Source organism: Pseudoduganella buxea (genome assembly GCF_009720835.1).
GTDB lineage: Bacteria > Pseudomonadota > Gammaproteobacteria > Burkholderiales > Burkholderiaceae_D > Rugamonas > Rugamonas buxea.
Genome location: NZ_WNKZ01000006.1, coordinates 51,611 through 74,753 on the forward strand (window position 1 = coordinate 51,611; position 23,143 = coordinate 74,753).

The window sequence follows — 23,143 nt, forward strand, 5'->3', positions numbered from 1 at the left end:
TTGCCTCAGGCTAGTACTCAGGATGAAATGCGGAAACGCGACACCGAGTTTTTCAGCTCCTGCGCCAGCACGGACAGCTTGTGCACCGATTGCGCCGTCTGCTGCGTGCCCTCCTTGGTCTGTTCCGTCACCTGCAGGATATGCTGGATATTGTGTGCCACGCCGGTGGCCGACGTGGCCTGCATGCCGGTCGAATGGGAGATGCCCTGGATCAGTTCGGCCAGCCGGTTCGACACCTGCGAGATGTCCGTCAGCGCGGCGCCGGCGGCGTCGGACAGGCGTGCCCCTTCGACCACGCCCTGGGTCGATTTCTCCATGGCCGCCACGGCGTCGTGCGTGTCGGCCTGGATGGTCCGCACCAGCGCGCCGATCTGCTTGGCCGCTTCGGCCGACCGTTCGGCCAGGCGCTGCACTTCCTCGGCCACGACGGAGAAGCCGCGCCCGGCCTCGCCTGCCGATGCGGCCTGGATCGCCGCGTTCAGTGCCAGCACATTGGTCTGCTCGGTGATGTCGGAAATCAGTTCCGTGATCTCGCCGATCTCCTGCGACGATTCGCCCAGCCGCTTGATGCGCTTCGACGTTTCCTGGATCTGCTCGCGGATCTCGTGCATGCCCAGGATGGCGTTCTGCACGGCCGTGGCGCCCTGCCGCGCGGCGGCCACGGACTGGCGCGCCACGTCGGCCGATTCGCTGGCCGAGCGCGACACGTCGGTGATGTCCTGCGCCATGCGCACGACGGTGGCGCTGGCATCGCGGATTTCGCGGGCCTGCTCCTGCGAGGCGTGCAGCAGGTCGCTGGAAATGCCCTGGGCCTGGGTCGATGCGGCCGTCACGTGTTCGGCCGTGACGGTGACTCTTCCCACCAGCCCGCGCAGCTCCTCGACCGTGTAGTTGACCGAGTCGGCAATGGCGCCCGTGATGTCTTCGGACACCGTGGCCTGCACCGTCAGGTCGCCGTCCGCCACTTCCTGCAGCTCGTTCATCAGGCGCAGGATGGCCGCCTGGTTCTGCGCATTGGTGGCCTTGGCCGCCTCTTCCTGCTGCTGGGCCGTCAGGCGCATCGCTTCCGCTTCCAGGCGGCGGCGCTCGGCGCCACGGGTGCGGTTGTTCGAATCCTGCAGCAGCACGCGGCCGATCGCCGCTCCCGTCAGCAGGGTCATCATGCCGCCGGCGATCATCAGCCAGAAGGTCCAGTTCAGCGCCTCCTGTTCATGCCGGTAGCGTTCCAGCAGGCCGGCCAGGCGCTGGCGCAGGTCCTCGTTCTGGGCGAAGATCAGCCGCTCGGCGCTCTTGGCGGCGGCGAACTTGTCGAGCCGGGCCAGGATGGCATCGGCCTGGGCCTGGTAGGGTTCGAACTGGGCGCGCAACGCTTCGAGGCGCTGGCGCAGGGCTTCGTCACGCGTGGCGGCCAGCCCGAGGGCGGCGCTGCCGTTCAGGAAGCCATCCACCGTGGTGCGAAACACGGTGACGTCGCGGCCCAGCTGGAATGCCGTTTCCGAGCTGATGCCGCCGGAAGTGAGGAACTCACCGGCACTCCTGCTCATGCGCTGGGTCAGCATCGTCAGCCGGCCCAGCGCCGCCATCTCGCGGGCGGTGGCGCCACGCTGCAGCTTGGCTGCGGCGATTTCCTCGGTCAGGGCCAAGAGTTGCGGCGAGGCCGCATTCATCTGCTGCAGCGTCTTGTCGACGCCGGCCAGCGCGCCGCGCTGGTTCAGGATGGTCTCGGCCGCCTTGTCGGTGGCGCTCCATTTGGCGCGCGCCTGCGCCACCGCTTCCTGCAGGTCGCCGCCGGCCGCGCCAACGCTGCGGCCCTGGTAGGTGCCGCCCTGGGCCATCAGGCGCAGGTCGTTGGCCAGTTCGCGCCGGCTCTCGTCGAGCTGGCGGAACGCTTCGGCATTGCCCTGCACGGCGTTCGGCGCGGCCTTGCCGATGCGCTGCGAGTGCATCAGCGCGTCGCCCGCCATCTGCGTGCTGAGCGCGCCCATGGCGCTGTGGTGCACGTTCAGCGCGACGAAGGCCGCCGACAGCGCCAGGCTGACAGCCAGCGCCGTGACGAGGTAATTCAACTGGCGCGACGGCGGCAGGTGGCCGATCAGCGGCAGCCGGAAGCCCGAGGCGCTGTCGAGCACCTGCCCGGCCGGCGCCTCGCCGCCCCGCCGGCGCAGGGCGTCGCGCAGGCGCAGCGGTTCATCCGCAGTGCCGGCCGCGCCGCCCGCGGCGCCTGCCTGGCCGGCGAACTGCGAATCGCCGAAGCCGCCGAATTCCGATCCCGGTCCGTCATGCCCCTGCTGCCGGGCGGCCCGCGAGAAAAACTTAAAACCCATCACATCCCCTTGTTTTCAACCTGAGGTGCCCGGCCGGGCTATCGGCCCACGTGCAGGAAACGTGGATCGTGCACCAGCTGCCCGAGGTCGAGCCGCTGCCACGCCTGGCCTTCGCTGTCGGTAAACGTCTGCGCGCACCAGCCGTCGGTGGACGCATCAATGGCCTGCGCCGTCATGTCGCTCAGCCGGCGCAGGCCCAGCACGCGCGAGACCAGCAGCGCGCAGGGAAACCCCAGACCCGCGCCGAAGGTCACCAGCCGCGTGTCCGGCCCCGGCGCAATGGCCGGTCCGCCCAGGAAGCGGGCCAGGTCGGCCACGCCCGTCAGGTTGCCCCGCACATTGGTCAGGCCCAGGTACCAGTCGCGCGTCAGCGGCACGGCCGCCACCGGCTGGTTCGGCACGATCTCGCCCACCTGCGTCAGCTCGAGCAGGTAGCGCCGCGTGCCGATCAGCACCCCGAGGGCACGCCCCGTATCGACGGCCCCGCTCTGCGCCGCCTGCACCCGCTCGAGCAGGCCCACCTGGTACTGGCGCAGGCGGCTGCGCCGCTCGGCACCGTCCGGTGCACCGGCATCGTTCGCTTCATGCGTGGCGCTGCCATCGTCGCCCGTCAGGATCTCCTGCCCGCCGTTCGCCATTTAACCCAGCGCCGCGATCTTGGACAGCAAATCGGCCGCGTCCACCGGCTTGACCAGGTATTCCTTGGCGCCCTGGCGCAGGCCCCAGATGCGGTCGGTTTCCTGGTTCTTGCTGGAGCAGATAATCACCGGCACGTCCTGCAGTTCCGGATCGCGCGCGATCGAGCGCGTCACCTGGAAGCCGTTCGCGCCGGGCATCACGACGTCCATCAGGATCAGGTCCGGCTTGTCGGTGCGGATGCGCGCCAGCGCTTCCTCGCCATTCTCGGCGGTGGACACCTGGTAGCCCTGCTTGACGAGGATATCGGTCAGGTAGTAACGCTCGGTGGGCGAATCGTCGACGATCAGTATCTTTTTTATGGCCATGCTTGCCTCGCTGGTCTTATTGGCCTGTGCCGGCGTGCTCGCGCACGGCGGCCAGCAGGCTGTCTTTGCTGAAGGGTTTGGTGAGATAGGCCGACGAGCCGACCATGGCGCCGCGGGCGCGGTCGAACAGGCCGTCCCGGGAGGACAGCATCAATACAGGCACGGCATGGAACTTCGCGCTCTTCTTGATCAGCGCGCAGGTCTGGTAGCCGTCCAGGCGGGGCATCAGGATGTCGCAGAAGATCAGCGCGGGATGGTGGTCGTTGATCTTGGCAAGCGCGTCGAAGCCGTCTTCGGCCAGCACCACCTGATAGCCGGCCTGGCTGAGAAAGATTTCGGCGGACCGGCGAATCGTGCTGCTGTCGTCGATCACCATGATTTTCAAACCTGTCGCTTGCGGCGTTGTCGTCATATCACTTTGTCATCCACCCCATCGTGCCCGGCCGGCACCCCCTGATCGCGCCCATCCTCGCGCCTTTGCCAGCACGATAGCACAGGGGTGCGCCCCATGGCGGACGGGTTTTCTATACTAGGGAATATGAAGCGTTTTCACGCGCCGCCGGCATCGCGTCGGAACACGGCGCCGCGCCGGCATCGTCATTACAGCATGACCATTTCGAAATCGTCCTTGCGGGCGCCGCATTCCGGGCAGGTCCAGTTCATCGGCACGTCGGCCCAGCGTGTGCCCGGCGCGATGCCCTCCTCCGGCAAGCCGGCCTCTTCGTCGTAGATCCAGCCGCAAATGAGGCACATCCAGCTTTTGAATTCCTGCGTCGCACCATTATCCAAGGTATTGCTGCTCACGTTCTGCCATCCTCAATCAAGTAAAATGCCGAATCAGGTATCTTAATCTACTGGCCGTGCAAAACCAAACTTCTCCACTTATTCTGACCTTCGGTGTGGCCGACCCGATCGGCGCGATCGGCGTACATGCCGACCTTGGGGTGTTCGCGGCTCTGGGCTGCCAAGGCATGGCGGTTACCACGTCCCTCCTGATCGGCGACAGCGCCAAGGTGGAAGAGCAGCAGCACGTGGAGCCGGACTGGGTCTCCGACCAGGCCCGCATGGTGCTGGAGGATGCGCAGTTCGCCGCCTTCAAGATCGGTGCGCTCGACCATATGGAGCATATCTCGCTGATCGCCGAAGTGGTGTCGGACTACCCGGATGCGCCGCTCGTGCTCGATCCCTTCGGCTCGCAGCTGCCGGCCCTGGCCGAGGATACCGATCCGGAAGAGCTGCTCACCGTGCTGCGCCAGCTGCTGGTGCCGCAGGCGACCTTGCTGATGCTGTCGCACGTGGAGCTGGGGCACCTGGCCGAGACGTGGCGCGACCTGGCCAACGGCGAAACCGTCGCCGACGACGCCCAGCACCTGATCGACCTGGGCTGCCGCTACGTGCTCGTCACGGGCACGCCCGCCGGCACGTCGCGTGCCGAGACGGGCCTGCGCGCCAACACCCTGTACGGCGACGGCGGCATCGTGCGCCACGACCGCTGGCAGCACCTGGCCGGGCCGTTCATCGGCTGCGGCGGCACCTTGTCGGCCGCCATCACGGCCCATATCGCCCGGGGCGTCGACGTGCCCGGCGCCGTCCAGCTGGCGCAGCAATACACCCACGGCACCTTGCAGCATGCGCGCCGCTACGGCATGGGCCGGCTGGTACCGAACCGTTTTTATGCGCTGCACCCGCAGGCGGCGCAAGCCAACAAAACAGCCGCACCAACATAGGACAAGCAATGACGATTTCAAAGAACGACACGCTGTTCGAGCGCGCCCAGAAGACCACGCCTGGCGGCGTCAATTCGCCGGTGCGCGCGTTCCGCTCCGTGGGCGGCACGCCCCGCTTCATCACCCGCGCCGAAGGGCCCTACTTCTGGGATGCCGACGGCAAGCGCTATATCGACTACATCGGTTCCTGGGGCCCGGCCATCGTCGGCCACGCCCATCCCGACGTGGTGCAGGCAGTGCAGGAAGCGGCCACGCGCGGCCTGTCCTTCGGCGCGCCGACCGAGGCCGAAGTGCTGATGGCCGAGGAAATCTGCCGCCTGGTGCCGTCCATCGAGCAGGTGCGCCTGGTCTCTTCCGGCACCGAAGCGACCATGAGCGCGCTGCGCCTGGCACGCGGCGCCACGGGCCGCGACAAGATCGTCAAGTTCGAAGGCTGCTACCACGGCCACGCCGATTCGCTGCTGGTGAAAGCCGGCAGCGGCCTGCTCACCTTCGGCAACCCGACGTCGGCCGGCGTGCCGGAAGACTTCGTCAAGCACACCCTGGTGCTGGACTATAACGACGTAGCCCAGATCGAGGAGGCCTTCGCCAACTTCGGCAGCGAGATCGCCTGCGTGATCGTCGAACCCGTGGCCGGCAACATGAACCTGATCAAGGCATCGCCCGAGTTCCTCGCGGCCCTGCGCGCCCTGTGCACGCAGCACGGCGCCCTCTTGATCTTCGATGAAGTGATGTGCGGTTTCCGCGTGCGCCTGGGCGGCGCCCAGGAACTTTACGGCATCGAGCCGGACCTGACGGCGCTGGGCAAGGTGATCGGCGGCGGCCTGCCGGTGGCGGCCTTCGGCGGCAGCGCGGCGCTGATGAACCATATGGCGCCCCTGGGCGCGGTCTACCAGGCCGGCACGCTGTCGGGTAACCCGATCGCCGTGGCGGCCGGCATGACGACCCTGAAGCTGATCCAGCAGCCCGGCTTCTACGACAAGTTGACCGCCAGCGCGAAACGCCTGGCCGAAGGCCTGACCGATGCCGCCTTCCAGGAAGGCGTGACGTTCTGCGCGGACTACGAAGGCGGCATGTTCGGCCTGTACTTCAGCGAGCAGCCGCCGTCGAACTACGCCCAGATGATGGCCGGCGACCGGGCCCGCTTCAACACCTTCTTCCACGCGATGCTGGACGAAGGCGTGTACTTCGCGCCCGCCGCCTTCGAGGCCGGCTTCGTCTCGGCCGCGCACGACGACGCCATCATCGACGCCACCATCGACGCGGCCCGCAAGGTGTTCCGCGCCATGAAGGCGGCATGACGGCCACATAAGGTCCGGCGCCTCGCGCCACGGCGCGGGGCACGAAGGCGACGCCGTGCAATGACGATTGCATGCAGAGTGCATGACAATATCGCGACATTTCGCGCCCCTGCCTTCCTTACAATCGCCAGCTTCCAACTACTGCACGGGAGCCCGGCATGCATACCACCCATCGAACATCACCGCCGCCGGCGGCCGGCATCATCTGGATCAAGCTGGCGGTGCTGTACCTGCTGGTGGGGGTGGGCATGGGCCTCGTGATGGGCGCCAGCCAGGACTTCACCTTGCGCCCCGTGCACGTGCACGTCAACCTGCTGGGCTGGACCACCCTGGCGCTGGCCGGCATCATCTACACGGTGTTTCCGCAGGCGGGCCACAGCACGCTGGCGCGCATCCACTTCTGGACGCTGAACCTGGCCCTGCCTGTGATGATGGGCGCGTTGGCGTATCTGTTGCTGACGGGCGACAAGGGCGCCATCCCCTACCTGGGCGCGGCCGAAATCATGGCCGCCGCGTCGATTGTCGCCTTTGCCGCCAACCTGTTCCTCAACCTGCGCGCGCAATGACACCGGATTGGGGCTGTTGCTTTTAAACAGGGGACTGTCCCCGGTTTATTTGAGCCAGCCGCGGTGGCGGAAGTACAGGAACGGGGCGATGGCGCTGGTGATCATCAGCCCCAGCGACCAGGGGTAACCGTAGGTCCATTCCAGTTCCGGCAGGATCTTGAAGTTCATGCCGTAGACGCTGGCGATCAGGGTCGGCGGCAGGAAGGCCACGCTGGCCACGGAGAAGATCTTGATGATCTTGTTCTGGTTGATGTTGATGAAACCGACGGTGGCGTCCATCAGGAAGTTGATCTTGTCGAACAGGAAGGAAGTGTGGCCGTCCAGCGATTCGATATCGCGCAGGATCTGGCGCGCTTCCTCGAATTGCTCGGAATTGAGCAGGCGGCCCCGCATCAGGAAGCTGACGGCGCGGCGCGTGTCCATCATGTTACGGCGGATGCGGCCGTTCAAGTCTTCCTCGTGGGCGATGGCCGACAGCGCATCGGCCGCGTCCTTGTCGGTGAATTCTTCCTGCAGCACGCGGCCCGACACTTCTTCCAGGTTCTGGTAGATGCCTTCCAGGGCGTCGGCGGAATATTCGGCGTCGGTGGCGTACAGGTCCAGCAGCACGTCCATGTAGTCGGCGATCGAGCCGGGGCGCGAGCGGGCGCGCATGCGTACCAGGCGGAACACGGGCAGGTCGTCCGTGTGGACGGAGAACAGCATCTTGCGGGCCAGGATGAAGGCCACGGTGACGACGCGCGACGGGCCGTCGTCTTCTTCCAGCAGGAAGTCGGTGCGCAGATGCAGGTCGCCGTTTTCCGCTTCGTAGTAACGGGCCGACGCTTCGATGTCCTTGACTTCGTCTTCGCCGGGCAGGATCACGCCGTAGATGGCCTTGACCCAGGCCCGTTCGTCGTCGTTCGGGTCGGTTAGGTCGACCCAGACCGGTGCCACTTGTTCAAGGTCTTCGCGCGTCTCGATGGGCACCTGGTTGAGCCGGCCATTTTGTAAAACGAATACATTGATCATAGGCACTCTCAGCCGGGTGGATCAGGCGCGCGGGGCGCAAAATTCAAAACAGCGCAAGTGTACCCGCAAAGGCCGGGCCCAGACCATACCGCCTGGCACCTTTTTGTACCCCGGGGCTTAGAAAAGGCTTAGGGCATGGCCCGTTCCAGCATCTTCTCGCGCAAGCCCTGCTGCGGCTCGGCCGGGGCCGGCGGCGCCTTCGGCGCTTCGATGCCGTGCGAATCGTGGATGGCGATGACCTTGCCCCGGTGGCCGCACTCCGTATTGGAGATGACGGTCCGTCCGTCGATGGTGCATTTGCGCAGCGGCGCGGTGGAGGATTCAGGCCCGGATGCCTGTGCGGCAATGGCCGGCGCGCCCGGGCCCGCCACCTTGCGCCAGCCTTCGGCGAACAGGTTGCGCTCATGGCGCATCGAGAACAGCGCGGCCATGGCCAGCGCCGCCAGGGCCGCCATCGCGAGGGCGACCGCCACCAGGCTCAAGCCCGCTTGCCGGCGCCTCATGGCAGCTCCGCCGACCCCATCCTGCGCAGGATGGTGGCCGTGCGCCGGTTCAGGTAATTGGTATTGCGGTGGGCGTCATAGTAGCGGGGGTTGGGCAGCATCACGGCCAGCTTGGCCGCCTGCGAGGCGCCCAGCTTGGCCGCAGGAATGCGGTAGTAATAGCGCGCCGCCGCCTCGGCGCCGTAGATGCCGCGGCCGAATTCCACCACGTTCAGGTAGATTTCAAAGATGCGCTGCTTGTCCATCAGCGCTTCCAGCATGTACGTGATGACCAGTTCCTGGCCCTTGCGCAGGTAGCTGCGCGAGCCGGACAGGAACAGGTTCTTGGCCAGCTGCTGGGTGATGGTGGAGCCGCCATGGGTCACCTTGCCCCGCTTGTCGTTGCGCTCGAAGGCCTTTTCCAGCGCGTCCCAGTCGACGCCGTCGTGGTCGGAGAAATTGGCGTCCTCCGAAGCGATGATGGCCCGCTTCAGGTTCTTCGAGATGCGCTCGTACGGCACCCACTGCTGCTTGACGGTCGCGTTCGGATCCTTCTCGCGCATTGCGGCTTGCTGCTGGCGCATGAAAGCCGTCATCGTCGGGTTATGGTCGACCCACCACCAGATCTGGACGAAAAAATAGGCCTGCACGGCCAGGACGATGACGATGGGGACGATGAACACCCACTTGACCCAGGCCCAGCGGCCCGGGGACTTGCGCACGTTTGTCATAGTGTTTGACGCATGGTTTCCAATATCGCCGCCGTCTGCGGGCGCACGCCGCGCCAGCCGAGGAAGGCTTCGGCGGCCTGCTCGACCAGCATGCCCAGGCCGTCCCGCGGCACGGCGCCATGGCTTGCCGCGAAGGTCAGGAAAACGGTCGGTTCCTTGCCGTACATCATATCCAAAGCAAGAGTGCCTGGGTGAAATACCGATGGGGCGATGGGCGGCAGCTCGGCCTGCAGGCTGGCCGATGTTGCGTTAACGACGATATCGAAGCTGCCGGCGATGTCACCGAAGCCGCAGGCGGACAGCACGCCCTCGCCGCCCAGCGCGGCGAACTGCCGCACCAGCGCGTCGGCGGTGGCCACCGTGCGGTTGGCGATGACCAGTTCACGCGGGCGCTGTTCCAGCAGCGGCAGCACGGCGCCGCGCGCGGCCCCGCCGGCGCCCAGCAGCAGCACGCGCCTGCCTGCAATGGCCGCGCCCGCATTGACGAGGATGTCGGCCACCAGGCCGGCACCGTCCGTGTTGTCGCCCGTGATGCCGTGCTCGTCGAACAGCAAGGTGTTGACGGCGCCGGCGGCCTGGGCCCGGATCGTCAGCGCGCCGGCCAGCTTGTGCGCTTCCAGCTTGAACGGCACCGTCACATTGGCGCCCTTGCCGCCCTCGGCGATAAAGGCCTGCACGGCCGCGGCAAAGCCGTCGACGGGCGCCAGACGCTTGGTGTATTCCAGCTGCTGGCCCGTCTGGACGGCGAAGGCGGCGTGGATGTCGGGCGATTTGCTGTGGGCGATCGGGTTGCCGAAAACGCAATAGCGGTCCATATTGTCCTGTCGATTCCTGTCAGTTTGAACTGTTCAGGTTGGTTTCCAGTTTTTCCTCGCGGGTGAACTTGAAGCGGGTGATGATCACCCACAGGTCGTCCTTGTCGGAGGACAGCATATTTGGCGGGAACTTGCCGAACGGCGAGGCGCGGCGCACGATATTGATCGCCGCCTCGTCCAGCGCCGGGTTGCCGGAACTGGTCTGCACCTTGATGCCGCCTTCCTTCATATACAAGGTGCCGTCCTGGAAGATGGGAATCTGCAGCACCAGCTCGCCATACAGCTTGCGGCCGTTCTTCTGCGGGAAGTTCAGTGTGCCCACCTCTTCCACCTTGCGCTGGAAGGTCTTGTAGTACATCGCGTAGCCCACCTGCTGCGTGCTGGGTGTGATGTAGGTGCGGCGGGGGCGCTTGTTCTCGTCCTCGATGCGCTGCGTGATCTCGGCCGCCATGCGCGCGATGGCCCGGCTGCTTTCCACCAGGTCGGCGCCGCTCGGCACGGGGTCCGGCTTCTTTTCCTCCGCCACGGGCGCGGCCCGGTACGGCGTCTTCTTCACCTGCGTCATCAGGGCATCCTGCTTGGCCTGCAGTTCGTCGATGCGCTTCTGCGCCGCCTTGATGCTGTCGCCGTCCTCCATCCGCCGCATGTCCGGCAGGGGCGACTTCGAGCGGCCCTTGTCGGCATTGCCGCCGCCTTCCAGGTTGGCCTGGGCCAGCGCATCGGCCTTCAGCGGCCGGTTGGCGTGCTTGGCGTTGACGAGGATGACTTCCAGCGTGGGATCGGTGGGCGCGATCTTGAACTCCTTCGGCGCCGCGAAACGCACCGCCAGCATTGCCGCATGCGCCATCACGGAGACGGCCAGGGCAATCATCAGGAACCGGTTTTCTTGAAGAGACTTCACAGGCAGGCAGCAAAAGGCAAGGCGGAATGCGTCATTCTACGCGCGTAAAACCGGGGACAGCCCCCTGTTTCGAGGAAATAATTGCTCGAAAAATGGGGTCTGTCCCCATTTTTCAGGCAACAGGCGGCTCGGCGGCGGCTACTTCCGCCTTTTCGTCGGCCGGCTGGTCGGCGTCGGGTACCAGCTCCGGCACGGTTTCGCCGACCAGGGCCGCACCAGGTACTTCCGCGCCGGCTGCTTCCTCGCCCTCGTCTTCCTCGAAGTCGACGTCGCCGGCCGGGGCCTGGTCCGCCGGGATCTCCAGCAGGCGCGTTTCGATCGACAGGTCCACTTCGTCCCAGCGCAGCACGTCGAGCTTGACGGCGGCGCCCCGTGCCACGGACGGCATGCCGGGCAGGCGGATGATCAGCGGAATGTCCGTCAGGCGCAGCACTTCGTCCTTCAGCACGACGGCTTCGACCTGGCGCTTGTCCTCCTGGCCGAGCCAGCGCAGGCACCAGTAGCGTTCCATATTGGCCTGGAAGTCGGCGTAGGCCGCGTAGGCCGCGTCGAAGGCGGAGACGATGGCGAACAGGTTGGCGTCCTTCTGCTTGAACGGCGCCACCAGGGGCGCCGTCACGCCGTTTTCGGCGCAGGCCAGGATCTGCCACTGGTTGACCAGGTCCGTGTAGCGGCGCAGCGGCGACGTGCTCCACGCGTACTGGTCCACGCCCAGGCCCTGGTGCGGCGCCGCGTGCGTCACCATGCGCACCTGCATCTTGGCGGCCCAGCCACCCACGCCCTGGCCCTGGCTGCGGTAGATGCCCGGCACGCCGTGATCGTGCATCAGCTTGCCCCACGTGCTGTTGGCGAAGATCATCAGCTCGGCGACGATCTTGTCCAGCGGCGCGCCCCGCTTGCGGCGGGAAATCGTCACGACGTCGTCTTCCACGTAGAAATTGAAGTCGACGCGGTTGTTCTGTTCCGGCTTCAGGCCGAAGCCTTCGCGCTTGACCATGCGGCCCGCTTCCAGGTGGCGCGCCCAGCCCCACAGCAGGGTCAGTTCCGCCTTGCGGGGATACTCGCCGCTGCCGTCGGCCAGGGTGTCCTCGTTGACGACGTCATCGAGGTCGTTGTGGCGCAGGTTGTTGGCGATCGGCACCAGCTCGGCCTTCGTCTCCGTGGCAACGACCGTCCAGTCGGCGGGATTCAGGGTGGCATACAGCGACAGTGCCGGGCAGGTCTTGCCTTCGGCCAGGGTGAAGGCATTGACGATGCTGTCCGGCAGCATGGTGATCTTGTCGCCGGGCATATACACGGTGGACATGCGGGCCCGGGCGATCTTGTCGATGGCGTCGTCCGGGCGGATGCCCAGGCCCGGCGCGGCGATGTGGATGCCGATGCGGACATTGCCGTCCTCCAGGTGCACCACCGAGAAGGCATCGTCGATTTCCGTCGTCGTCACGTCGTCGATGGAGAAGGCTTCGACGGCCGCCAGCGGCAGCTTGGCACGCACCGTCGGCACGGGCACGTCGGGGAAACCGTGGCCTTTCGGGAAATTCTCGAACAGGAATTTCGCCATGTGCAGGTCCTTGGCCGAACCGATGCCGCCAACGGCCAGCATCAGGCGCGCCGGTGTCGTGTGCAGCTCGTTGCAGGCCGCATCCAGCGCCTTGAATTCGATGGTGTTCTTGTCCGGCTTGAACAGCAGCTGCTGGACGATGCCGGCCATCGGCGCCGGCAGCTTGTCCGCTTTCAGCTCATCGACATACTGCTGCTGCACGATGGCCTGCTGCTTTTTCTTCTCGATGCCGGCCAGCGCGGCCTGCAGCGACTGTTCCGGCGCGGCCTTGTAGCGGCCCCGCCCCTTCTTGTAGAAGTACACGGGCGCCGAATGCAGTGCCAGGATCAGGCCCGCCGCCTCGTGCGGCAGCGGCGCGTGGCCGAAGTATTCCGTGCCCAGTTCCGCGAAGCCGAATTCCTCCTGGCCCGCCACTTCCCACAGAAAATCGAGGTCGACATCGGCCGCCACGGCTTTCGCCTCCGTCAGCAGCACGTCCGGCGCCGGCTTCTCGTACTGCAGCAGCACGTCCTTGGCCTTTACCTTGCTGCGTTTGCCGCTGGCCAGCTCCACCTGGTAGGCCTCGCCAGCCTGGGACAGCACGGTACCGACCTTGAAATCGCCGGATTCTTCAAAAAAGACATTCATGTTCATCTCGTATTCAATGTTCGTGGGACCAGCGCGGCGACCGTCGGCATGAAGACCTCCGTCACCAGGAGGCTGCCCTGGCGTCGCCGGTACAGGCAGCGCCGCGCATACAGCAATTGTTCGTCGGGCAGGGCGTGGCCGGCCGTGGCCAGCGCCGCGCGCGCCCGTTGCGCCAGCGGGTGACCGGCCCGCAGCCGCGCATATTCCAGGGTGCCCCGCGTCACGCGTGGATCGCCGAACAGCGTGGTGCCCAGCGAGCGTTCGCCCAGCGCGGAAAACAGGGGCCAGTCGGAAGCGTCGGCGCTCATCGGCACCACCGTGTGGGCGAATACCACCGGTCTATTATCACACCGCAGCAGTACTTCCCTTTCCCAGGCCCGGCCCGGGCGGTGCAGGCCGATGGCGCGCGCCTCGTCGGCCAGGCAGGTCGCCACGTGCTGGTGCAGCACCTGCACGCGGAAGCTGTCGCTGTGGTTCTTCAGTTGCGCCGTCAGCGAGCCGCCCGCCGTCAGCCAGCGGCGCAGCCCGGCCGGCGCGTTCACGGCCAGCACGTGGCCATGCCAGTTGGCCTGGCGCAGCGAGCGTTCCCTCATGCGGCGCCGCGCACGCCGCCGAAGGCCAGGACCTCGTCCACGTAGTCGGCAAATTCGGCGATGCCGTGGTCGCTCCCTTCGATGACGTGCTGGCGTGCACCCGCGTAGTGGGCCACCATGTCGCGGTAATCGAGCACCTCGTCGCCGGTGGCGGCGACGAGGAAGTAGCGCTCGGGGCGCGTGATGGCCGGCACGGCAAAGGCGCGCAGCTCGTCGATATACCCCCGCTTGAACTCGAAGGGCTCGTCGCTGTGGTACATCGTCGTCACGCCGACGTGGCGCTCCAGGTCCCGCAGGGGCGTGACGGCGGGGTTCAGCAGCACGGCGCGGCAGCCCAGCCGTTCGGCCATCCACGTGGCGTAGTAGCCGCCCAGCGAGGAGCCGACGATGCACAGGGCATCGGGCAGCACCTGCGCCACCAGCGCCATGGCCTGCTCCATCGCCAGCTTGGGGGAGGCGGGCAACTGCGGCGCGACGTAGTCGCCGCTGCGGCCCAGCGCCGCCATCCGCTCGGCCAGCAGCCGGCCCTTCATCGACCGGGGCGAGGAACGGAAGCCGTGCAGGTAGAGGATCGTGGCCCCGGCACCCATCAGGCCAGCGCTTCCAGCAGTTTCTGGTGCACGCCGCCGAAGCCGCCGTTGCTCATGACGATCACATGGTCGCCCGGGCGCGCATGGCCGACGATGGCCTTGACCATCAGGTCCAGGTCCTCGTAGGCCGACGCCGTCGCCCCCATCGGCGCCAGCGCCGAGCCCAGGCTCCAGCCCAGCGACTTCTCGCTGCCGAAGCCGAACACCAGGTCGGCATCCTTCAGGCTGCCCGGCAGCGCATCCTTCATCGCGCCCAGCTTCATCGTGTTCGAGCGCGGTTCCAGCACGGCCAGGATACGCGTGCCGGCACCCAGCTTCTGGCGCAGGCCGCCCACGGTGGTCTCGATGGCCGTCGGGTGGTGGGCGAAATCGTCGTAGACGGTCACGCCGTTGACGACACCGCGCACTTCCATGCGGCGCTTGACGCTCTCGAATTTTTCCAGCGCCTTGGCGGCCTGGGCGATCGGCACGCCGACGTTGCGCGCCGCCGCGATGGCCGCCAGCGCATTGCTGCGGTTATGTTTACCCGTCAGCTTCCAGTCGACGGTGGCTTCGAACCTGGCGTTGAACAGCACGTCGAAGCTGCCGTCGGGGTGTTCCTTCATCGTCCAGTTGGTAGTATCGCCGCCGCCGAAGGTTTCCTTCTCACTCCAGCAGCCACGCCGGATCACCCGCTGCAGCGATTCCTCGTCGCCGTTGACGATGACGCGGCCGATGCCCGGCACCGTACGCACCAGGTGGTGGAACTGCGTCTCGATGGCGGCCAGATCGGGGAAGATGTCGGCGTGATCGTATTCCAGGTTGTTCAGGATGGCCGTCTTGGCGTGGTAGTGCACGAACTTGCTGCGCTTGTCGAAGAAGGCCGTATCGTATTCGTCCGCCTCGATGACAAAGAACTCGGAGTCCGCGCCGGGGCCCGTCAGCCGGGCCGACACGCCGAAATTCATCGGCACGCCGCCGATCAGGAAGCCGGGCGCGTAGCCGGCGTCTTCCAGGATCCACGCCAGCATGGCCGACGTCGTCGTCTTGCCGTGCGTGCCGGCCACGGCCAGCACCCATTTATTGCGCAGGATATGTTCGCCGATCCACTGGGGGCCGGACACATAGGGCAGGCTGCGGTTCAGGATTTCTTCCACCAGCGGGTTGCCGCGCGACACCACATTGCCGATCACATAAAGGTCCGGGTTCAGGCCCACCTGCTCCTTGTCGAAACCCTGGATCAGTTCGATACCCTGGGCCTCCAGCTGGGTGCTCATCGGCGGGTAGACATTGGCGTCGCAGCCCGTCACCTTGTGGCCGGCTTCCTTGGCCAGCACGGCCAGGCCCCCCATGAAGGTGCCACAAATGCCGAGTATATGGATATGCATGTTCGTCGCGGTCGATAGTAGTGGAACGGGATTTTACCCGACGCGCGGCCCGGCACCGGTTCAGAGTATCATCACGCTCATGATGCAGAACCCCCACGACGACATCGCGCAGGTGCGCGCCCGCATCGCCACGCTTGCGGCGCGCCTGGTGGCCCAGGACGGCGCCGACTACGGCAGCGCCAAGCGCAAGGCGGCGCGCCAGGTACTGGGCGAGACCAACGCGGGCAAGCGCGACCTGCTGCCCGACGATGCCCAGGTCGAGGAAGAAGTGCGGCAATACCACGCGCTGTTCAATGCCGACACGCAGCCGGCCCGCCTGCAGCAGTTGCGCGTGGCGGCGCTGGCCGTGATGGAGCAGCTGGCCGACTTCAACCCCTTCCTCACCGGCGCCGTGCTGAACGGCTCGGCCGGCGCGCACGACGACATCCACCTGCAGCTGTTCGCCGACAGCGCCAAGGCCGTGCAGATCTATTTATTGAACAGGAACGTCACCATCGATATCGGCGAGACGGGCCATTTCAAGGGTGCCCGCCACGACCCGGTCGAGACGGTGAGCTTCCTGTGGCAGGGTGAAGGCGTGCACGCGGAACTGTACGAGGAACACGACCTTCGCGGCGCCCGGAAACAGAAAAGCGGCGAACGCCCCGTGCGCGCCGACCTGGCCGAAGTGCGCGCCCTGGTCGAAGCGGGCGTTATTTCAGACAATACTAAAAATACCGAACACGGAAACGAATGAAGAAATCTCACTTGCTGGCCTATGGCGCCATCGCCATCCTGTTTGCGGCTTCGGGGGCCTGGTATGGCACCCGGCAGAAAGCTGCGCCGCCCCCCCTGACCAGTACGGTTCAACCCGGCGTCAGCGCCCCCGTCGATGCCCTGTTCGCCCAGTCGCTGGCCGACGACAAGGGTGTGCAACAGGCGCTGGCGCAATGGAAAGGCAAGCCCCTGCTGGTCAATTTCTGGGCCCCGTGGTGCGGCCCGTGCGTGCAGGAAATGCCGGAGTTATCGGCCCTGCAGGCCGGTGGCAAGTACAAGAACCTCCAGGTCATCGGCATCGGCATCGACTCGCCCACCAACATCGCCGACTTCACGCAGAAGTTCAAGATCGCCTATCCCGTCTACGTGGCCGGCGTGGCCGGCACGGAGCTGTCGCGCCAGTTGGGCAATGCCCAGGGCGGCCTGCCGTACACGGTGCTGATCGGGGCCGACGGGCAGGTCAGGAAGACCTATCTGGGACGCCTGAAATTCGATCTGCTGGAAAAGGACCTGGCCGCGCTGTAGTCGAGTTTGCGCTAACTTATGGCATTTTTGACATGTTCTTTTTGCTTGCCAATGGTCGCGCTTGGCGGCAAAATGCGGAACTTTCGCGGACTATGGTCAGGAACATGGCAAAACACTTGCTGCTGCTGAACGGCCCCAACCTGAATCTGCTGGGGACGCGCGAGCCACAGATCTACGGCGCCACGACCCTGGCCGAAGTGGAACAGGCAGCGCAGGCACAAGCGGCAGCGGCAGGCGCCCAGCTCGCTTCCTTCCAGAGCAATCATGAAGGTGCACTGATCGACCGGATCCACGCCGCACGCGGCGAAGGGGTGGACTTCATCGTCATCAACCCCGGCGGCTACACGCACACGAGCGTCGCGCTGCGCGATGCCCTGGCCGGTGTCGCCATCCCGTTCGTGGAAGTGCACATCTCGAATATTTATCAGCGCGAAGCTTTTCGCCACCATTCCTATCTCAGTGCGATCGCAAAGGGCACGGTCTGCGGACTCGGTATCGAGGGGTACCGCTATGCGATCGACTTTGCGCTAAAATGCAGTTAATCTACGCGATCTGCTCGCATTTTCGCGTTCCACCCCAAAAGGGCAGCTACGCAAACCCTTACCAAAACAAGATAAAACGGAGTCTCAGATGGATCTACGCAAGCTCAAGACGTTGATTGACTTGGTTGCCGAATCGGATATTGCAGAACTTGAAGTGACCGAAGGCGAGAGCAAGGTACGCATCGTCAAATCCTCCGCCATGCCGCAGAACCAGGTCGTCATGATGCCGTCGCACGGCGCACCGGCCCAGTACGCACCTGCCGCCCCGGGCGCAGCGCCGGCACCTGCCGCCGCCCCGGCCGTGCCGGCTGCCGCCGCCGAGCCTACCGGCCACGTCGTCAAGTCGCCGATGGTCGGCACCTTCTACCGCTCCTCCGCCCCCGGCACGGCACCATTCGTCGAAGTGGGCCAGTCGATCAAGGAAGGCGATACCCTGTGCATCATCGAAGCGATGAAGCTGCTCAATGAAATCGATGCCGACAAGTCCGGCACCATCACCCAGATCCTCGTCGAGAACGGCCAGCCGGTCGAATTCGGCCAGCCCCTGTTCGTGATCGGCTAACGACCGCCGGCGGCGGCCCGCGGCCGCCCAGGTAAGTATCTCCCCGTCTACAAAGAGCACCCGGCCCGTCCGGGTGTTCGCAAAGATAGAACTAGCCATGTTTGAAAAAATCCTCATTGCCAACCGCGGTGAAATCGCGCTGCGTATCCAGCGCGCCTGCCGCGAAATGGGCATCAAGACCGTCGTCGTGCACTCCGAAGCGGACAAGGACGCGAAATACGTCAAGCTGGCCGACGAATCGGTCTGTATCGGCCCGGCCCAGTCGGCGCTGAGTTACCTGAACATGCCCGCCATTATCAGCGCCGCCGAAGTGACGGACGCCGAAGCGATCCACCCCGGCTACGGCTTCCTGTCGGAGAACGCCGACTTCGCCGAGCGCGTGGAGAAATCCGGCTTCGTCTTCATCGGCCCCCGCTCCGACTCGATCCGCCTGATGGGCGACAAGGTGTCGGCCAAGCAGGCCATGATCAAGGCCGGCGTGCCGTGCGTGCCCGGCTCCGAAGGCGCCCTGCCGGACGACCCGAAGGCGATCGTGCAGATCGCCCGCAAGATCGGCTATCCCGTCATCATCAAGGCCGCCGGCGGCGGCGGCGGCCGCGGCATGCGTGTCGTGCACACGGAAGCGGCCCTGCTGAACGCCGTGACGATGACGAAGGCGGAAGCCGGTTCGGCCTTCGGCAATCCGGAAGTCTATATGGAGAAGTACCTGGAAAATCCGCGTCACGTGGAGATCCAGATCCTGGCCGACGAACACCGCAACGCCGTCTGGCTGGGCGAACGCGACTGCTCGATGCAGCGCCGCCACCAGAAGGTCATCGAGGAAGCACCGGCACCGGGCATTCCCCGTAAGCTGATCGAGAAGATCGGCGACCGCTGCGCCGAAGCCTGCCGCAAGATCGGCTACCGCGGCGCCGGCACGTTCGAATTCCTGTACGAGAACGGCGAGTTCTACTTCATCGAGATGAACACGCGCGTGCAGGTCGAACACCCGGTCACGGAAATGATCACCGGCATCGACATCGTGCAGGAACAGATCCGCATCGCCTGCGGCGAGAAGCTGCGCTTCCGCCAGCGCGACGTGATGCTGTCCGGCCACGCCATCGAGTGCCGCATCAACGCCGAGGACCCGTTCAAGTTCACCCCGTCGCCGGGGCGCATCACGTCCTGGCACACGCCGGGCGGCCCGGGCGTGCGCGTGGACTCCCATTCGTATGCGGGTTACTATGTACCGCCGCACTACGATTCGATGATCGGCAAGCTGATCACCTACGGCGCCACGCGCGAGCAGGCCATCCGCCGCATGCAGATCGCGCTGTCGGAAATGGTCGTCGAAGGCATCCTGACCAATATCCCGCTGCACCGCGAGCTGATGGTCGATGCCCGCTTCATCGAAGGCGGCACGAATATCCACTACCTGGAACAACGACTGGCGGAAATGCCCAAGGCGGGTTCATGAGCTGGACTGAAATCGTCATCGAAGTCGCGCGCGACCACGCGGAGGCCCTGTCCGACGCCCTGATCGAGGCGGGCGCCCTGTCCGTCTCCGTCGAGGACGCGGACGAAGGCACCGAACAGGAGCAACCCCTGTTCGGCGAACCGGGCATGGAGCCGAAGCAGGCCGCCTGGGAGCACAGCCGCGTCGTCGCACTGACGGACGTCGACGCCGACCAGGCCGCGATCGTGGCCGAGGCGGCAGCCGCCATCGGCCTGGCCGCCGCACCGGCCTTCACCACCCGCAAGGTGGACGACGAAGACTGGGTGCGCCTGACGCAATCGCAGTTCGAACCCATCCACATCGGCAAGAACATCTGGGTCGTGCCGAGCTGGCACGAAGCGCCCGATCCGTCCGCGCTGATCCTGGAACTGGACCCGGGGCTGGCCTTCGGCACGGGCAGCCACCCGACCACGAAGCTGTGCATGGAGTGGCTGGAAGCGCATCCGGCGCCGGGCCAGTCCGTGCTCGATTACGGCTGCGGTTCCGGCATCCTGGCCATGGTGGCCCGCAAGCTGGGCGCCACCAAGGTGGCCGGCGTCGACATCGACCCGCAGGCGATCGAATCGGCGCGCGACAACGCGACGCGCAACCAGGTCTCGGACATCGAATACTTCGTGCCGGAAGAGTTCGCGCAATCGGCCCATGCAGAAGCGAAGTTCGACATCGTCGTGGCCAATATCCTGTCCTCGCCCCTGAAGCTGATGGCACCGATGCTGTCGGGCCGCGTCGCCCCGGGCGGCGCCCTGATCCTGTCGGGCGTGCTGGCACGCCAGGCCGAGGAAGTGGCGGCGGCCTATGCGCCGTTCATCAAGATGGGCGTGTGGGCCGAACATGAAGGCTGGGTGGCCCTGCACGGCCGCCTGGGCAGCGACAGCGCGCCCGCGGCGCGCTGAGGGTCCGTCTGCCGCATGGCGCTCGCCACCAAATGCCCCCACTGCAGTACGGTTTTCCGGGTCGCCCACGACCAGCTGAAACTGCGTGGGGGCATCGTGCGCTGTGGCGCCTGCAACGAAGTCTTCGACGGCAACGCCGCCCTGCTGGAGCCTGCGGCGCCACCTTCGCCCCTGCTTACCCCGCCGCTTTCCCATCCCCTTCCTGACACCCCGCCCACGGCGCTGGACCTGGAGCTCGACCTGGACGAGACGCCGGAGCCGGAACCCGAGCCCGAGCCCGAGCCGGAGGCGGTCCCCGCACCGGAGCCCGAGCCGGAACCTTCGTCCGACCCCGACCCCTCGCCTGAACCCATAGCGGAAGACAGCCGGGCCGATATCGACCTGCCGTCCGAACATATCGTCGCCGTCGCGCTGGACGACGGCCACCATGCGGACGACGACTTCGCGCCCGAACCGGCGTCCCCTGTGCTGGACGACGGCCTCCGGGACGACACCGGGGAGGCCGACCGCGCCGCCGACGAGGCCACGGCGGCCGAACTGACGGGCGCGCCGGAAAGTGCCTTGCTGGCGGCCGGCAGCGGAACCGTGCCAGTCCGGGAGGACGCCCGCCAGGACGAGGGGCAGGAAGAGCGCCAGGACGAGACCCGGGACGAGGACGAGCCGGAATTCGTACGCCAGGCCAAGCGCCGCCAGCATCTCGGCCATATCGCCCGCATCGCCCTGCGCTGGGGCACGCCGCTGCTGGCCGTGCTGCTGCTGGTCCAGGTGGGCACCACCTTCCGCGACCCGCTGGCGGCCCGCTACCCTGCCCTGCAGCCGGCCCTGGCGGCCCTGTGCGCGCCGTTCGGCTGCAAGGTCGGCCTGCCAATGCAGATCGACGCGCTGGCCGTCGAACAGGGCGAGCTGCAAACCCTGGCCGACAGCACCTTCAGCTTCGCCACCGTGCTGCGCAACGGCTCGTCCACGGTGCAGGCCTGGCCCCATCTCGAACTGACCCTGAACGACGCGGCCGACAAGCCCGTGCTGCGCCGCGTGTTCGCCCCGCGCGACTACCTGGCCAGCCCGGCTGCCCTGGCGGCCGGCTTCGCGCCCCGCAGCGAACAGGGCGTGAAACTGTACTTCCAGCTGGACCGGCTCAAGGCATCGGGCTACCACATCGCCATCTTCTACCCCTGAGAACCCAAATGAACCAGACTTCCCTGATCTGTGGCTCGCTCGCCATCGACGTCATCATGCAATACGAGGGCCGCTTCGGCGACACCCTGCTGGCCGACCAGCTGCACAAGGTCAATGTGTCCTTCCTCGTACCGACCATGCGCACCGAGTTCGGCGGCTGCTCCGGCAATATCGCCTACAACCTCAAGCTGCTGGGCGGCGACCCGCGCATCGTCGGCGTCATGGGCCAGGACTGCGCCTCCTATCTGGAGCGCCTGCAGAAGCTGGGCATCTCGACGGCGAACATCCTGATCAAGAAGGACGCCTACAACGCCCAGTGCTTCGTGACGGCCGACTCGGACAACAACCAGATCAACGCCTTCCACCCGGGCGCCATGTCCTTCGCCCACGAGAACAATATCGAGGACGCCGGTCCGGCGCGCCTGGCCATCATCTCGCCGGACGGCCACCTGGGCATGCTCAAGCACGCCCAGGACCTGGCGCGCCTGGGTACCCCGTTCATCTTCGACCCGGGCCAGCAGATGCCGATGTTCACGGCCGAGCAGCTGATCGACTTCATCGACAAGGCCACCTACGTCACCTGCAACGACTACGAGATCGAGCTGCTGGTCGACCGCACCGGCCTCACCCTGGCCGATATCGCGCACCGCCTGGAAGCGCTGATCGTCACGCGCGGCGAAAAGGGCTCGGAGATCTACACGAAGGGCACCAGCATCGACATCCCGGCCGTCAAGGCCGACGCCGTGCTCGACCCCACCGGCTGCGGCGACGCCTACCGCGCCGGCCTGCTGTACGGCCTGACGCACGACCTGGGCTGGGAAACGACGGGCCGCCTGGCCAGCCTGCTGGGCGCCATCAAGATCGCCCACAAGGGCGCGCAGAACCACGTGCTGACGAAAGAGGAAATCGGCCACCGCTTCGAAGCGGCCTTCGGCTACCGCTACTGACCGGCATTGCAGGTCAAACACCGTGCACAAAAAAACCGGCTCGCGCCGGTTTTTTTACGTCGATGCCCTGCGCTACATCCCGAACACCATCCGCAGCACCAGCTGGGCGATCTGCAGCAGCACCAGGGCCACCAGCAGCGACAGGTCCAGGTTGCCCACCAGGGGCACGACGCGGCGGATCGGCCGCAGCAGGGGCTCGTTCAGGGCCCGTATGAACGGCGCCAGCGGCGCCTGCGGATTGATCCAGCTGAAGATCGCCTCGATCACCAGCAGGATCATGAAGCCGTACAGGATCCACTGCAGGAAGCGGTACAGCGCCACCTTCAGCACCATCTCCACCGGGGCGCCGGCGATGAACATCACGGACGACGCCAGCAGCACGATCAGGAATGCCCCCAGCAGGCTGGCCCAGTCATAGCCGCCCACGCCGGGCACGATGCGGCGCATCGGGCGCACCAGCCAGTCCGACAGCTGGAACGTAAACTGCGCTACCGACGACGGCGGCCGCACGCGGGTGGCCTGCATCCAGAACCGCAGCAGCAGGACGCTGCCCAGCAGGACGGCGACGGTATCGACGATCAGCATCACAATACTAAGCACGAGCATTCTCCAATAAGTCAGGCTCCAGGCCATGAGGCTGGAGCGTG

At 66.1% G+C, this 23,143-nt stretch carries 26 protein-coding genes; 11 read left to right on the forward strand and 15 right to left on the reverse strand.

The window, feature by feature from the left end; all coding sequences use genetic code 11:
- Nucleotides 1-17: 17 nt before the first annotated feature.
- The 5 genes from GM672_RS03825 to GM672_RS03845 all read right to left on the reverse strand — a co-directional run bounded on the left by GM672_RS03825 (nucleotide 18) and on the right by GM672_RS03845 (nucleotide 4,081).
- Nucleotides 18-2,324 carry a methyl-accepting chemotaxis protein gene (locus GM672_RS03825; RefSeq protein WP_155469200.1) on the reverse strand — a complete coding sequence of 769 codons (2,307 nt, stop codon included), beginning with the start codon at nucleotides 2,322-2,324 and terminating at the stop codon, nucleotides 18-20.
- A 38-nt stretch (nucleotides 2,325-2,362) separates the two neighbouring features.
- Nucleotides 2,363-2,962 carry a chemotaxis protein CheW gene (locus GM672_RS03830; protein WP_155469201.1) on the reverse strand — a complete coding sequence of 200 codons (600 nt, stop codon included), beginning with the start codon at nucleotides 2,960-2,962 and terminating at the stop codon, nucleotides 2,363-2,365.
- Complete coding sequence (locus GM672_RS03835) at nucleotides 2,963-3,328, reverse strand: response regulator (RefSeq protein ID WP_155469202.1); 366 nt, start codon at nucleotides 3,326-3,328, stop codon at nucleotides 2,963-2,965. It lies immediately after the preceding gene.
- A 16-nt stretch (nucleotides 3,329-3,344) separates the two neighbouring features.
- Nucleotides 3,345-3,740, reverse strand: a complete 396-nt coding sequence (locus GM672_RS03840) for a response regulator (protein WP_155469203.1) — start codon at nucleotides 3,738-3,740, stop codon at nucleotides 3,345-3,347.
- A gap of 188 nt (nucleotides 3,741-3,928) precedes the next feature.
- Complete coding sequence (locus tag GM672_RS03845) at nucleotides 3,929-4,081, reverse strand: rubredoxin (protein ID WP_155469263.1); 153 nt, start codon at nucleotides 4,079-4,081, stop codon at nucleotides 3,929-3,931.
- Nucleotides 4,082-4,188: 107 nt separating this feature from the next.
- Here GM672_RS03845 and thiD point away from each other — a divergent pair, with 107 nt between their 5' ends.
- From thiD to GM672_RS03860, 3 genes are all read left to right on the forward strand, one after another.
- Complete coding sequence (gene thiD / locus GM672_RS03850; protein ID WP_170299917.1) at nucleotides 4,189-5,055, forward strand: bifunctional hydroxymethylpyrimidine kinase/phosphomethylpyrimidine kinase; 867 nt, start codon at nucleotides 4,189-4,191, stop codon at nucleotides 5,053-5,055.
- A gap of 8 nt (nucleotides 5,056-5,063) precedes the next feature.
- Nucleotides 5,064-6,356, forward strand: coding sequence for a glutamate-1-semialdehyde 2,1-aminomutase (gene hemL / locus GM672_RS03855; RefSeq protein WP_155469205.1), 1,293 nt, complete (start codon nucleotides 5,064-5,066; stop codon nucleotides 6,354-6,356).
- 158 nt (nucleotides 6,357-6,514) lie between these two features.
- Nucleotides 6,515-6,922, forward strand: coding sequence for a cytochrome-c oxidase (locus tag GM672_RS03860; protein WP_155469206.1), 408 nt, complete (start codon nucleotides 6,515-6,517; stop codon nucleotides 6,920-6,922).
- A 45-nt stretch (nucleotides 6,923-6,967) separates the two neighbouring features.
- Here the strand turns inward: GM672_RS03860 and corA are convergent, their stop codons facing one another.
- The 9 genes from corA to mpl all read right to left on the reverse strand — a co-directional run bounded on the left by corA (nucleotide 6,968) and on the right by mpl (nucleotide 15,600).
- Nucleotides 6,968-7,933, reverse strand: a complete 966-nt coding sequence (gene corA, locus GM672_RS03865; protein WP_155469207.1) for a magnesium/cobalt transporter CorA — start codon at nucleotides 7,931-7,933, stop codon at nucleotides 6,968-6,970.
- A gap of 128 nt (nucleotides 7,934-8,061) precedes the next feature.
- Nucleotides 8,062-8,436, reverse strand: coding sequence for a DUF4124 domain-containing protein (locus tag GM672_RS03870; protein ID WP_155469208.1), 375 nt, complete (start codon nucleotides 8,434-8,436; stop codon nucleotides 8,062-8,064).
- Entirely contained in the window at nucleotides 8,433-9,146 is a 714-nt protein-coding gene (mtgA, locus tag GM672_RS03875; RefSeq protein ID WP_155469209.1) for a monofunctional biosynthetic peptidoglycan transglycosylase, read from the reverse strand. The genes GM672_RS03870 and mtgA overlap by 4 nt, the downstream gene beginning before the upstream one ends.
- Nucleotides 9,143-9,961 carry a shikimate dehydrogenase gene (gene aroE, locus GM672_RS03880; protein ID WP_155469210.1) on the reverse strand — a complete coding sequence of 273 codons (819 nt, stop codon included), beginning with the start codon at nucleotides 9,959-9,961 and terminating at the stop codon, nucleotides 9,143-9,145. Before aroE ends, mtgA begins: the two co-directional genes overlap by 4 nt.
- 19 nt (nucleotides 9,962-9,980) lie before the next feature.
- The gene (locus tag GM672_RS03885) at nucleotides 9,981-10,832 is read right to left on the reverse strand and encodes an energy transducer TonB (protein WP_155469211.1); all 852 of its coding nucleotides are present in this window, start codon (nucleotides 10,830-10,832) and stop codon (nucleotides 9,981-9,983) included.
- 142 nt (nucleotides 10,833-10,974) lie between these two features.
- Nucleotides 10,975-13,050, reverse strand: coding sequence for a ribonuclease catalytic domain-containing protein (locus GM672_RS03890; protein ID WP_155469212.1), 2,076 nt, complete (start codon nucleotides 13,048-13,050; stop codon nucleotides 10,975-10,977).
- A 2-nt stretch (nucleotides 13,051-13,052) separates the two neighbouring features.
- Nucleotides 13,053-13,643: a chorismate--pyruvate lyase family protein gene (locus GM672_RS03895; RefSeq protein WP_155469213.1), complete on the reverse strand. Its 591-nt coding sequence runs from the start codon at nucleotides 13,641-13,643 to the stop codon at nucleotides 13,053-13,055.
- Nucleotides 13,640-14,233, reverse strand: a complete 594-nt coding sequence (locus tag GM672_RS03900; protein ID WP_155469214.1) for a YqiA/YcfP family alpha/beta fold hydrolase — start codon at nucleotides 14,231-14,233, stop codon at nucleotides 13,640-13,642. The genes GM672_RS03895 and GM672_RS03900 overlap by 4 nt, the downstream gene beginning before the upstream one ends.
- Nucleotides 14,233-15,600 carry a UDP-N-acetylmuramate:L-alanyl-gamma-D-glutamyl-meso-diaminopimelate ligase gene (gene mpl / locus GM672_RS03905; protein ID WP_155469215.1) on the reverse strand — a complete coding sequence of 456 codons (1,368 nt, stop codon included), beginning with the start codon at nucleotides 15,598-15,600 and terminating at the stop codon, nucleotides 14,233-14,235. The genes GM672_RS03900 and mpl overlap by 1 nt, the downstream gene beginning before the upstream one ends.
- Nucleotides 15,601-15,679: 79 nt before the next feature.
- On the opposite strand from mpl, the gene GM672_RS03910 reads away from it, so the two are divergent.
- From GM672_RS03910 to GM672_RS03945, 8 genes are all read left to right on the forward strand, one after another.
- A complete protein-coding gene (locus GM672_RS03910) occupies nucleotides 15,680-16,336 on the forward strand; it encodes a hypothetical protein (RefSeq protein ID WP_155469216.1) in 657 nt (218 codons plus the stop codon).
- The gene (locus tag GM672_RS03915) at nucleotides 16,333-16,881 is read left to right on the forward strand and encodes a TlpA family protein disulfide reductase (protein ID WP_155469217.1); all 549 of its coding nucleotides are present in this window, start codon (nucleotides 16,333-16,335) and stop codon (nucleotides 16,879-16,881) included. Before GM672_RS03910 ends, GM672_RS03915 begins: the two co-directional genes overlap by 4 nt.
- A gap of 104 nt (nucleotides 16,882-16,985) precedes the next feature.
- Nucleotides 16,986-17,423 (forward strand): type II 3-dehydroquinate dehydratase, encoded by a 438-nt coding sequence (aroQ, locus tag GM672_RS03920; RefSeq protein WP_155469218.1) that lies wholly within the window; start codon nucleotides 16,986-16,988, stop codon nucleotides 17,421-17,423.
- Nucleotides 17,424-17,511: 88 nt separating this feature from the next.
- Nucleotides 17,512-17,985, forward strand: coding sequence for an acetyl-CoA carboxylase biotin carboxyl carrier protein (gene accB, locus GM672_RS03925; protein ID WP_155469219.1), 474 nt, complete (start codon nucleotides 17,512-17,514; stop codon nucleotides 17,983-17,985).
- Nucleotides 17,986-18,082: 97 nt separating this feature from the next.
- On the forward strand, nucleotides 18,083-19,441 hold the full coding sequence (accC, locus tag GM672_RS03930) for an acetyl-CoA carboxylase biotin carboxylase subunit (RefSeq protein WP_155469220.1): 1,359 nt from the start codon (nucleotides 18,083-18,085) through the stop codon (nucleotides 19,439-19,441).
- Nucleotides 19,438-20,373 carry a 50S ribosomal protein L11 methyltransferase gene (gene prmA / locus GM672_RS03935; RefSeq protein ID WP_155469221.1) on the forward strand — a complete coding sequence of 312 codons (936 nt, stop codon included), beginning with the start codon at nucleotides 19,438-19,440 and terminating at the stop codon, nucleotides 20,371-20,373. Before accC ends, prmA begins: the two co-directional genes overlap by 4 nt.
- A gap of 15 nt (nucleotides 20,374-20,388) precedes the next feature.
- Nucleotides 20,389-21,549, forward strand: coding sequence for a DUF3426 domain-containing protein (locus GM672_RS03940; protein ID WP_155469222.1), 1,161 nt, complete (start codon nucleotides 20,389-20,391; stop codon nucleotides 21,547-21,549).
- A gap of 8 nt (nucleotides 21,550-21,557) precedes the next feature.
- Nucleotides 21,558-22,496, forward strand: coding sequence for a carbohydrate kinase family protein (locus GM672_RS03945; protein WP_155469223.1), 939 nt, complete (start codon nucleotides 21,558-21,560; stop codon nucleotides 22,494-22,496).
- Between the two features lie 72 nt (nucleotides 22,497-22,568).
- On the opposite strand, the gene GM672_RS03950 is transcribed toward GM672_RS03945, so the two are convergent.
- Entirely contained in the window at nucleotides 22,569-23,102 is a 534-nt protein-coding gene (locus GM672_RS03950; protein ID WP_155469224.1) for a YggT family protein, read from the reverse strand.
- Between the last annotated feature and the right edge of the window lie 41 nt (nucleotides 23,103-23,143).

Bases quoted from the DNA above. Each gene is read 5' to 3' on its own strand.
- mpl (WP_155469215.1), bottom strand. From the start codon at position 15,600: ATGCATATCCATATACTCGGCATTTGTGGCACCTTCATGGGGGGCCTG.
- GM672_RS03900 (WP_155469214.1), bottom strand. From the start codon at position 14,233: ATGGGTGCCGGGGCCACGATCCTCTACCTGCACGGCTTCCGTTCCTCG.
- GM672_RS03890 (WP_155469212.1), bottom strand. From the start codon at position 13,050: ATGAATGTCTTTTTTGAAGAATCCGGCGATTTCAAGGTCGGTACCGTG.
- GM672_RS03835 (WP_155469202.1), bottom strand. From the start codon at position 3,328: ATGGCCATAAAAAAGATACTGATCGTCGACGATTCGCCCACCGAGCGT.
- GM672_RS03945 (WP_155469223.1), top strand. From the start codon at position 21,558: ATGAACCAGACTTCCCTGATCTGTGGCTCGCTCGCCATCGACGTCATC.
- GM672_RS03895 (WP_155469213.1), bottom strand. From the start codon at position 13,643: ATGAGGGAACGCTCGCTGCGCCAGGCCAACTGGCATGGCCACGTGCTG.
- GM672_RS03910 (WP_155469216.1), top strand. From the start codon at position 15,680: ATGATGCAGAACCCCCACGACGACATCGCGCAGGTGCGCGCCCGCATC.
- aroE (WP_155469210.1), bottom strand. From the start codon at position 9,961: ATGGACCGCTATTGCGTTTTCGGCAACCCGATCGCCCACAGCAAATCG.
- prmA (WP_155469221.1), top strand. From the start codon at position 19,438: ATGAGCTGGACTGAAATCGTCATCGAAGTCGCGCGCGACCACGCGGAG.
- mtgA (WP_155469209.1), bottom strand. From the start codon at position 9,146: ATGACAAACGTGCGCAAGTCCCCGGGCCGCTGGGCCTGGGTCAAGTGG.
- GM672_RS03950 (WP_155469224.1), bottom strand. From the start codon at position 23,102: ATGCTCGTGCTTAGTATTGTGATGCTGATCGTCGATACCGTCGCCGTC.
- corA (WP_155469207.1), bottom strand. From the start codon at position 7,933: ATGATCAATGTATTCGTTTTACAAAATGGCCGGCTCAACCAGGTGCCC.
- GM672_RS03940 (WP_155469222.1), top strand. From the start codon at position 20,389: ATGGCGCTCGCCACCAAATGCCCCCACTGCAGTACGGTTTTCCGGGTC.
- GM672_RS03845 (WP_155469263.1), bottom strand. From the start codon at position 4,081: ATGTGCCTCATTTGCGGCTGGATCTACGACGAAGAGGCCGGCTTGCCG.
- GM672_RS03830 (WP_155469201.1), bottom strand. From the start codon at position 2,962: ATGGCGAACGGCGGGCAGGAGATCCTGACGGGCGACGATGGCAGCGCC.
- GM672_RS03825 (WP_155469200.1), bottom strand. From the start codon at position 2,324: ATGGGTTTTAAGTTTTTCTCGCGGGCCGCCCGGCAGCAGGGGCATGAC.
- GM672_RS03915 (WP_155469217.1), top strand. From the start codon at position 16,333: ATGAAGAAATCTCACTTGCTGGCCTATGGCGCCATCGCCATCCTGTTT.
- hemL (WP_155469205.1), top strand. From the start codon at position 5,064: ATGACGATTTCAAAGAACGACACGCTGTTCGAGCGCGCCCAGAAGACC.
- accC (WP_155469220.1), top strand. From the start codon at position 18,083: ATGTTTGAAAAAATCCTCATTGCCAACCGCGGTGAAATCGCGCTGCGT.
- aroQ (WP_155469218.1), top strand. From the start codon at position 16,986: ATGGCAAAACACTTGCTGCTGCTGAACGGCCCCAACCTGAATCTGCTG.
- GM672_RS03860 (WP_155469206.1), top strand. From the start codon at position 6,515: ATGCATACCACCCATCGAACATCACCGCCGCCGGCGGCCGGCATCATC.
- GM672_RS03885 (WP_155469211.1), bottom strand. From the start codon at position 10,832: ATGATTGCCCTGGCCGTCTCCGTGATGGCGCATGCGGCAATGCTGGCG.
- GM672_RS03870 (WP_155469208.1), bottom strand. From the start codon at position 8,436: ATGAGGCGCCGGCAAGCGGGCTTGAGCCTGGTGGCGGTCGCCCTCGCG.
- GM672_RS03840 (WP_155469203.1), bottom strand. From the start codon at position 3,740: ATGACGACAACGCCGCAAGCGACAGGTTTGAAAATCATGGTGATCGAC.
- accB (WP_155469219.1), top strand. From the start codon at position 17,512: ATGGATCTACGCAAGCTCAAGACGTTGATTGACTTGGTTGCCGAATCG.